The sequence below is a fragment of the Paraburkholderia sediminicola genome (genome assembly GCF_046030555.1).
GTDB classification, from domain to species: domain Bacteria; phylum Pseudomonadota; class Gammaproteobacteria; order Burkholderiales; family Burkholderiaceae; genus Paraburkholderia; species Paraburkholderia sediminicola_E.
On the sequence record NZ_JAQQCH010000001.1, the window covers coordinates 688,903 to 697,680 of the forward strand.

Annotated in this window: 6 protein-coding genes; 3 read left to right on the forward strand and 3 right to left on the reverse strand. The window is 63.6% G+C overall.

The features are described 5' to 3' along the window. Window positions 1–74 precede the first annotated feature (74 nt). The 3 genes from PQQ52_RS03190 to PQQ52_RS03200 all read right to left on the reverse strand — a co-directional run bounded on the left by PQQ52_RS03190 (window position 75) and on the right by PQQ52_RS03200 (window position 3,731). Window positions 75–1,592: a DegQ family serine endoprotease gene (locus PQQ52_RS03190; protein ID WP_408206736.1), complete on the reverse strand. Its 1,518-nt coding sequence runs from the start codon at window positions 1,590–1,592 to the stop codon at window positions 75–77. A 170-nt stretch (window positions 1,593–1,762) separates the two neighbouring features. Continuing rightward, a complete protein-coding gene (locus tag PQQ52_RS03195) occupies window positions 1,763–3,064 on the reverse strand; it encodes an ATP-binding protein (protein ID WP_408206738.1) in 1,302 nt (433 codons plus the stop codon). A 4-nt stretch (window positions 3,065–3,068) separates the two neighbouring features. Then, entirely contained in the window at window positions 3,069–3,731 is a 663-nt protein-coding gene (locus PQQ52_RS03200; RefSeq protein WP_325044752.1) for a response regulator, read from the reverse strand. Between the two features lie 215 nt (window positions 3,732–3,946). On the opposite strand from PQQ52_RS03200, the gene dacB reads away from it, so the two are divergent. From dacB to PQQ52_RS03215, 3 genes are all read left to right on the forward strand, one after another. Next, on the forward strand, window positions 3,947–5,608 hold the full coding sequence (gene dacB, locus PQQ52_RS03205) for a D-alanyl-D-alanine carboxypeptidase/D-alanyl-D-alanine endopeptidase (protein ID WP_459252552.1): 1,662 nt from the start codon (window positions 3,947–3,949) through the stop codon (window positions 5,606–5,608). Between the two features lie 195 nt (window positions 5,609–5,803). Continuing rightward, window positions 5,804–6,760: a sterol desaturase family protein gene (locus tag PQQ52_RS03210; RefSeq protein WP_408206740.1), complete on the forward strand. Its 957-nt coding sequence runs from the start codon at window positions 5,804–5,806 to the stop codon at window positions 6,758–6,760. A 94-nt stretch (window positions 6,761–6,854) separates the two neighbouring features. Further along, a complete protein-coding gene (locus PQQ52_RS03215; protein WP_408206742.1) occupies window positions 6,855–8,102 on the forward strand; it encodes an SGNH/GDSL hydrolase family protein in 1,248 nt (415 codons plus the stop codon). Window positions 8,103–8,778 lie beyond the last annotated feature (676 nt).

The window sequence follows — 8,778 nt, forward strand, 5'->3', positions numbered from 1 at the left end:
AGCGTCAGTCAAAACGACGGCCAGGCGATCATCCGGGCCATCGACTAGCCGACCGCTAACTGATCCGCCTAAGCTCAGCCGAGATCGACCGGTACGAAGATCTGCGCGTTGTCGCGCTGGATCAGCAACGCGATGCTGTTGCCGGCTCCGGCGATCATCTGTTTCAACTGATCGACGCTCGTCACCGGCCGGCCGTTGACCGCCAGAATCACGTCGCCCGGCTGGATGCCGGCGCTTTCAGCCGCACCGCCCGATTGCTGCACCAGCAGACCGTGCGACACCGACGCGCCACTCTTTTCTTCCGGCGTCAGCGGCCGCACCGCCACACCGAGACGGCCTTGCAACTGGGTCGGCTGATCGGCTTTGTCCGAAGCCACCTTCGCATCCGACAACGAACCGATCGTCACCTTCAGGTCCTTGGTGGCCTTGTCGCGCCACACCTGCACGGTAGCCGAACTGCCCGGCGCCAGACCCGCGACCTGCGACGGCAGATCCGACGAATCGCTGACTGGCTCGCCATTCACCGACAGAATCACGTCGCCCGGTTGCAGACCGCCCTTGGCGGCCGGGCCACCCGGATCGACCGAGCTGACGAGCGCGCCTTGCGGCTTCTGCATACCGAACGAATCGGCCAGTGTCTGATTCATGCCCTGCACCGCGACGCCGAGACGTCCGCGGCTCACATGGCCGGTCTTGACGATGTCGTCCTTGACCTTGATCGCTTCATTGATCGGGATAGCGAACGAAAGGCCCTGGAAGCCGCCGGTCTGCGAATAGATCATCGAGTTGATGCCGATCACTTCGCCCTGCAGATTAAACAACGGACCGCCCGAGTTACCCGGATTCACCGGCACGTCGGTCTGGATGAACGGCGTGTAGTTTTCGTTCGGCAGCGAACGCGACTTCGCGCTGATGATGCCCGAGGTCACCGTGTTGTCGAAGCCGTAAGGCGAGCCGATCGCGACTACCCACTGGCCAACCTTGCTCTGACGCGGATCGCCGATCTTGACGATCGGCAGATTGCTCGCGTCGATCTTCAGCACGGCGACGTCGGACTGCTTGTCGGCGCCGATCACTTTCGCCTTGAATTCGCGTTTATCGGTGAGCTTCACGGTGACGACGTTCGCGCCGTCCACCACGTGGGCATTGGTCAGGATATAGCCGTCACTGCTGACGATGAATCCCGAACCGAGGCTCGCGCTCGGCTGATCGGGCGCATCGCCGCCGTCGCCGCCTTGCATGCCCGGCATGCCGCCGAAGAAGTGCTTGTAGAACTGATAGAAGGGATCGCTCGGATCGATCGGCAACTGGTTGCCACCGTTGCCGCCATTACCGCCGTTACTGCGCAACGCCGTCTGCTTGACCACATGCTTCGCGCTGATGTTGACGACGGCCGGCCCGTAGGTTTCGACCAGACCTGAGAAATCGGGGATGCCGGTTTTTGCCGCGGCTTCAGCGGGCATCATCGCGGCCTGCGCCGGCGTGATCACCTGCGGCGCGGGCACGTCGCGATGCCCCGCCACATAGCCGGCGGAGAGCGCCACGGCGACAGCCACTGCAACAGCGCTGCGGGACAAGGTTTTCGCGTTCATCGTGTACTCCTGACTGGGAGAAAGAGGCTTTGGAATGAGATGAAGCGTACGTGGCATCGCTTAAAAGAGTCTTAAGCAGCGTCAGATCGCTCCCAGCCCGTATTTGAGCCTTGTTTCAGCCTCGCTTAAGCCATGTTCGAGCCACTTTACGAACAGAAAGCCTCACATTCTCAGAAGCGCACTTCGACTTGCAAACCACCCGTCGGAGATTCGTCGAGTCTCACCGCCGCATGGTGTTGCGTAGCAATGCGGCGCACGATCGCGAGCCCGAGACCGCTGCCCGCCACATCGGTGCGCACGCGGTTCGCGCTGGCGCCGGCGCGGTAGAAGCGATCGAACACGCGATCGCGTTCGGCCGGTTCGATACCCGGTCCGCTGTCGGCAATCCGCACCACCGGATGCCCTTCGTCGACATGCAGGCTGACGTCGACGCGGCCGCCTCGCGGCGTGTATTTGGTTGCGTTATCCACGAGGTTGTTGAACATGACGCGCAGCGCATCGGCGTCGCCGGTCACCGTCGCGGGTTCGCTCGTCTCGATACCGAGATCGACGCCGCGATTCTGCGCAAGCGGCGCGTACGCCACGACACAGTCCTGCAGCAGCGCATGCAGATCGATCGCGTTCGTGGCAGCCAGACCGTCCGGCTCCGATCGTGCGAGCGCGAGCAATTGTTCGGCGAGACGTGTGGCGCGCGTGACGCCCGCCTGCAGATCGGCCAGCGCTTCGCTACGCGTGGCGTCGTCTTTCGCGCGGGCCACGAGTTGCGATTGAATCTGCACGGCGGCGAGCGGCGTGCGCAATTCGTGCGCGGCATCGGCGACAAATGCTTTCTGAATGTCCAGCGCGGTGGCGAGCCGTTCGAGCAGGCCGTTCAACGCGCGCACGAGCGGCTGCACTTCGAGCGGCAGACGCTGATCGGGCAAGGGATCGAGCGCCTCGGGATGACGCGCGTCGAGCGCGCTGGTCACGCGCCGCAACGGCCGCAGTCCGCGCCCTACGACCACCCACACCGCCACGCCCAATAGCGGCAATAGCACGATCAACGGCCACAGGGTTCGCAAAGCAACGTTCGCCGCGAGCCGGTTGCGCACCGAAACCGGCTGCGCCAGCTGCACGACGTTATCGCCGACGATCGCGCCGTACACACGCCAGTCGCCGCGATCCGTATGTTCGGTCGAAAAGCCGAGTTCGGCGCGCGGCGCGAGCGGCGCACGCGGTCGCGAGTAGTACATCAACACGCCGTTGCGATTCCAGATCTGCAGCACGATGCCTTCGTCGCCGGTATCGCGCGAACCGAGCACCTGCGAGAACGGTTCCGCCGGCAGCGCCGCGGCAATCTGCTCCAACTGGTAATCGAATAGTTCGTTGGCTTCGGCAAGCGCTTGCCGGTAGATCAGCCAACCCGCAATGCCGACGCCGAGCAACACTAGCGCCAACAGCCAGAACAACAATTGACGGCGAATCGAACGCATCGGCTCAGGCATCCTTGGCAATCATATAGCCAAGACCGCGCACGTTGCGGATCAGGTCCGCGCCGAGCTTCTTGCGCAGGGCGTGAATGTAGACCTCAACGGTATTGCTGCCGATTTCCTCGCCCCAGCCGTACATTTTTTCTTCGAGCTGGCTCTTCGAGAGCACCGCGCCCGGCCGTGCGATCAGCGCTTCGAGCAGGGCGAATTCACGCGCCGACAACGCGACCGGCGCACCGTCGAGCGTGACCTGATGCGAGGCTGGATCGAGCGTCAGGTTGCCGTGGCGAATCGTCGAATCGCTGCGGCCGGATTGGCGGCGGATCAGCGCGCGCATGCGGGCGCCGAGTTCGTCGAGATCGAAAGGTTTGACGAGGTAATCGTCGGCGCCGGCGTCGAGGCCTTTGACGCGATCGGCAACCGCGTCGCGCGCGGTGAGGATCAGCACCGGCGTGGCCTGGCCTTTGGCGCGCAGCGTGCGCAGCACCTCGAGCCCGTCGCGTTTGGGCAGGCCGAGATCGAGCAGCACCAGATCGTAAGGTTGGCCGGTCGCCGCGCTGAGCGCCGCTTCGCCGTCTTCCACCCAGTCGACCGCGAAGCCTTCGCCGCGTAGCGCCTTGCGCACGCCTTCGGCGATCATCCGGTCGTCTTCGACTAGCAATATGCGCATGGTTGGTACGGTCCTGAAACATTTGATGATGCCGCATTCTAGCGCCCGGCCCGACATGCGCGCCGCACGCCGCTTTTTCACCGCAGCCTGGCGGCATGTCTCTACAATGAGCGCTTTGCGTCGCGCAGCGGTTTTCCGCGCATCACGCGATGCCCCGACACACTTTGGATTGCCGCGTGCCACCGCGCCCCGAAATCCTGCTTCTTCGCCTGTCCATGACGCACGCTTTTTTGCCCGCTTTTTTGTCTACTCTCGCACGCCGTGTGGCGTTGCGCTCACTCTCATCCGCTTCCGTCGATGCCATGCCGCGCCGGTTCGCGCCGCGCGCGACGGCGTTGCTGCTCGCCTGCGCCGCGCTCGGCTGCGGCGTATCGCTGCCGCTCACCGCGCAGGCTCGCGTCAAGGCCAAACATCCGAGCGTCAACGTCACCACGGTGCTGCCGCAACCGGTGATGGTCGGCCTGCAGCGCGCGCATGTACCTTTGTCGTCGATCAGCGTGGTGGTCGAAAAAGTCGGTGACCGCACGCCAATCGTCGCACTGAACGCCGGCAAGCCGATGATGCCCGCCTCGACGATGAAGCTCGTCACCACTTACTCCGGCCTCTCGATCCTCGGCCCGGACTATCGCTGGCGGACGAGCGCCTACGCGGACGGCACGCTCGACGCCAACGGCGTGCTGCACGGCAATCTCTACATTCAAGGCACAGGCGATCCGAAACTCGTGCCCGAGGAACTGATCGACCTCGTGCAGAAGATCCACAAGGCGGGCATCAACGGCGTCGACGGCGCACTGGTGCTCGACAAGCGCTACTTCGACGCCTCCACGCGCGATCTGCCGCCGTTCGACGACGACGCCACCGCGCCTTACAACGTCGGCCCCGATCCGCTGCTGTATGCCTTCAAATCGCTGTCATTCACGCTGACACCTTCACCGGACGGCAGCGTCGCAATCGACGTGCTGCCGGCGCTCTCGCAATTGCAGATCGACAATCAGATGCGCGCGGTCAATGGCCCCTGTCGCGGCGATGCAGCCTCCGTCTCGCCCACCGTGACGCCGCAGCCCAATGGCACCGTGGTGGCGTCGTTCACCGGCGACTACTCGGTGCGCTGCGGCCCGCGCACGCTCAACGTCGCGGTGCTCGATCATTCCGCGTTCTTCGCGGGCGGTTTCCTCGCGCTGTGGCAACAAACCGGCGGCACCTTCAGCGGCGCAACCCGCGAAGGCGCGGTGCCGGTCGGCGCGCGCCTCGTTGCCACGCACCAGGGGCCGGTGCTGTCCGACATCGTTCGCGACATCAACAAGTTCAGCAACAACACGATGGCGCGCAACCTGTTCCTGACAATCGGCGCGACGGAAGAAAGGCCGCCCGCCACGCCCGAGAAATCGGCGCGCGCCATCGAGGCGTTTCTGCGCCGCGACAGCATCGACATGGAATATCTGACGCTCGACAACGGCTCGGGCCTGTCGCGCGACGAGCACATCACCGCGCTCTCGCTCGCCGATCTGCTGCAGCGGGCCAACGCGAGCCCGGTCGCTCAGGTGTTCGTGGAGTCGCTGCCGATCGCGGGTGTCGACGGCACGATGCGCAACCGCTTGACCAACCAGGGCGCGGGCGGCAATGCCCACATCAAAACCGGCACCTTGCGCGACGTGCGCGCGATCGCCGGTTACGTGGCCTCGGCGGACGGCAACAGTTATGTGGTCGTGAGCCTGATCAACGACCCGCATTCGGAAGCCGCGCGTGCCGCGCACGACGCCTTGCTCGAATGGGTATATCAGGGCCCGTCCCAAGGATTCACGAAGGTCTCCGACCCCGTCGTCGAACCGCGCAGCAGCAAGCCCAGGAAAAACCCGCACAAGCGCGCCGCCCATTGAGTATTCCTTCTATAGAAGCCGCGCGCCGCAACGCGCCCAAGCGTGTACGCTGTCGGGCAGTGTTTGAGGCGCGCGTAAAACGCAATGCGTAGTGCGCGAGCCGCGCATCCGTTACGGTCGCGTGGCCTAATCAAACGATAACGACAACGTCCGCTGCGGCAAGCGCAGCGGCCAGGGACCACGGAGGAAGACACAATGCAATTCGATGCCGAATTGCTGCTGCTCGCCATGGCGCCAGTCTTTCTCGCATGCATTGGCTGGGAAGCCTGGCACCTGCGGCGCACGCGCCCCGGCGCGCAGCTCTATAGCTGGCGCGACACGTTCTGCAACGCCGCGCTCGCACTGATGCAGCAAGCCGCCGACAAGCTCGCGTGGCTCGCGATCATCCCCGTCTATGCGTTTTTCTACGACCACTATCGCGTCACCACGTGGCAGGCGAACTGGGTGTCTTTCGTCGTGCTGTTCGTCGCGCAGGATCTGCTCTATTACTGGTTTCACCGCTGCAGCCATCGCGTGCGCTGGCTGTGGGCCGCGCATGTCGTGCATCACTCGTCGGAACGGATGAATTTTTCCACCGCATTCCGGCAGAGCCTGATGTATCCGATTGCCGGTATGTGGCTGTTCTGGATTCCGCTCGCCGTGCTCGGCTTTCCGCCGAAGCAGATCGTCGCCATCGTGCTGATCAATCTCGGCTTCCAGTTTTTCGTGCATACCCAGGCAATCGGCAAGCTCGGCTGGCTCGAATACGTGTTCAACACGCCGTCGATTCATCGCGTGCATCACGCGCGCAACGACCGCTACATCGATCGCAATTACGCGGGCGTGCTGGTGATCTGGGATCGCCTGTTCGGCAGCTATGTCGAAGAAGATCCGCACGACGCGCCGGTGTACGGCATCGTCGAACCGCTTCACACGTATAACCCGTTGAAGGCGACGTTTCATGAATGGGCGTCGATGGCCGCCGATTTCGTGAGCGTGCGAGGCTGGAGCAACAAGTTGCGCGCGCTGTTCGCGCCGCCTGCCTGGGCAGCGGATTACCATGCGCGTTGCGCCGCCGGTGCGAGCGCCGGTGTCGGTGCTGCGTCATCCGGCGGCGCAACGGGCATTGAAGAAAACCATACGGCCGCGTTTCAAACACCGCGCAGACCGTAGAAGATTCTGTAAGCTGTCGTCATGCCGCTGAAGCGGTGGGCGCTGCCTGCAATACATGGCATAAGGGCCACACATACGAGGAGATGTAGTCAAAATGAATCAAACAACATCGAAGAAGCGCAGTTTCGTCCGCCTCACCCAGATCGCCGTCGCCAGTGCAGCGTTTGTGCTGCTCGCGGCTTGTGGCGGCGGGGGCGGCGATAACAACAGCTCGAGTAGCACGCCGGCAGGCGGCGTGAAGCTGCAGGTCGTGTCGTTCGGCGACAGTTTGTCGGATGTCGGCACGTACGCGCCGGTGATTCAGTCGAGCTTCGGCGGTGGCCGCTTCACGACCAACCCGGGCGAAGTGTGGACCCAGAAGGTCGCTGAGTACTACGGCGGCACGCTGACCGCCGCGTATGTGGGCGGCTTCGGTCAACCGCTGGTCGCGACGGGCGGGTATGGCTACGCGCAGGGCGGCTCGGACGTCGTCAACGTTCAGGGCGAAGGCTGGGCACCGAACAGCATGGCGGCGACGACGGTGCCGGTGGTGACCCAGGTGGCAAACTACCTGAGCGCGCATACGAGCTTCAACACGAACCAGCTCGTGCTGGTGAACGGCGGTGCGAACGACATCTTCCAGTTCGCGACTGCCGCCAATCTGACGGCGCTCGGTACCACGCTGCAGACGCAATACCCGCTGCTCGTGCAGGCCGGCAAACTGCCGAACTCGCAGGCAGGCCAGGTCGAGTTCATCGCCGGCTACCTGCAGCAGCTGGCCAACCCGCAGATCGCGACGGCCGCCACGCAGCTCGCCGCGCAAATCCAGACCATCGTCAACTCGGGTGCGACCCACGTGGTGCTGTCGACGGTGCCGGACATCGGCAATACGCCGCAAGGCGTCGCAGCCAACGCGGCCGCGCCTGGCACGGCTCAACTGTTGACGGGGATTACCGCGGCGTATAACGGCATGCTGGTCCAGAGCTTGACGGCTCTCGGCCTGCTGGGTACGGGCAAGGTCATCGTGGCCGATGCGTTCACGTGGCTGGATCAGCAGTTGCCGAACTATCAGGCGCTGGGCTTCACGGTGTCCAACACGGGCACGGCGTGTAACCTGACGTCGATGGTGGCCAACGCAACCGCGTATGCGACCGCCAATCCGAGCGCAACGAACGGGCTGACGGCGGCCCAGTACGGCTCGCAGTTCGGTTCGTCGCTGTTCTGCTCACCGCAGACCTACACGGTGGCTGGCGCTGACCAGACCTACATGTTCGCGGACTTGGTTCATCCGAGCACGCACATGCACGCCTTGTTCGCGCAGTTCGTCCAGCAGCAGATCGCGGCGACGGGTTTAGGGAAGTGAGGGTGACCGCGTAGCGGTAAGAGAATGGGGTTGTGTGAACGCTCGGCCTGCTGGTCAGGTCGGGCGTTTTTTTGCCTGCTCGGCGGTTGTGTCTGTGCGGCTGAGTCTGTGCGGTTGTTGTGCGCTTGCGGCGTTGGCCTTTCCTTGTTTTCTTAGTGGTCTATTAGCGTTCGCCCCTGTGCGGGGCGGCACTTACTTTCTTTGCCACCGCAAAGAAAGATAAGTAAAGAAAGCGGCTCACACCGCTAATTCTTAAGCTGGCCCCCCGCGCAGTCGCGGTAGTGGTGCATCTGGAATCTGCGCTCTCGCACACTCGGCGTGAGTGACAAAGCAGTCATCAGCTCCCACTCCGCACTACGTGCGTCGCGGACAAGCCTGCATGGGAAACCAGTGGCTTCGTTTGTGCACGGTGGGTGCCATCGGCTTCGCCTCGGCAGGTCGGTTCTGCACTCATAGACAAACCAGCGCTCCGCCAATATGCCGGTGTTTTGATGCCGCCGCGGTGGCGGCGTAATGACAGTCCCGGTACTGGGCTGTACGCGAGAGCAAAACCAGCAGACGGTTTTATGAAGTGCTCTTCGGCGCGCGCAGCGCCGCTGGAAGTATGACTCCCTTGTCACTCACACCGAATGTGCGAGAACACAGATTCCAGATGCACCACTACCCCCTCCAAGCC

What these genes read in the sequence shown, in the direction of transcription:
- dacB (WP_459252552.1), top strand. Translation starts at nt 3,947, where the DNA reads ATGACGCACGCTTTTTTGCCCGCTTTTTTGTCTACTCTCGCACGCCGT.
- PQQ52_RS03195 (WP_408206738.1), bottom strand. Translation starts at nt 3,064, where the DNA reads ATGCGTTCGATTCGCCGTCAATTGTTGTTCTGGCTGTTGGCGCTAGTG.
- PQQ52_RS03190 (WP_408206736.1), bottom strand. Translation starts at nt 1,592, where the DNA reads ATGAACGCGAAAACCTTGTCCCGCAGCGCTGTTGCAGTGGCTGTCGCC.
- PQQ52_RS03210 (WP_408206740.1), top strand. Translation starts at nt 5,804, where the DNA reads ATGCAATTCGATGCCGAATTGCTGCTGCTCGCCATGGCGCCAGTCTTT.
- PQQ52_RS03215 (WP_408206742.1), top strand. Translation starts at nt 6,855, where the DNA reads ATGAATCAAACAACATCGAAGAAGCGCAGTTTCGTCCGCCTCACCCAG.
- PQQ52_RS03200 (WP_325044752.1), bottom strand. Translation starts at nt 3,731, where the DNA reads ATGCGCATATTGCTAGTCGAAGACGACCGGATGATCGCCGAAGGCGTG.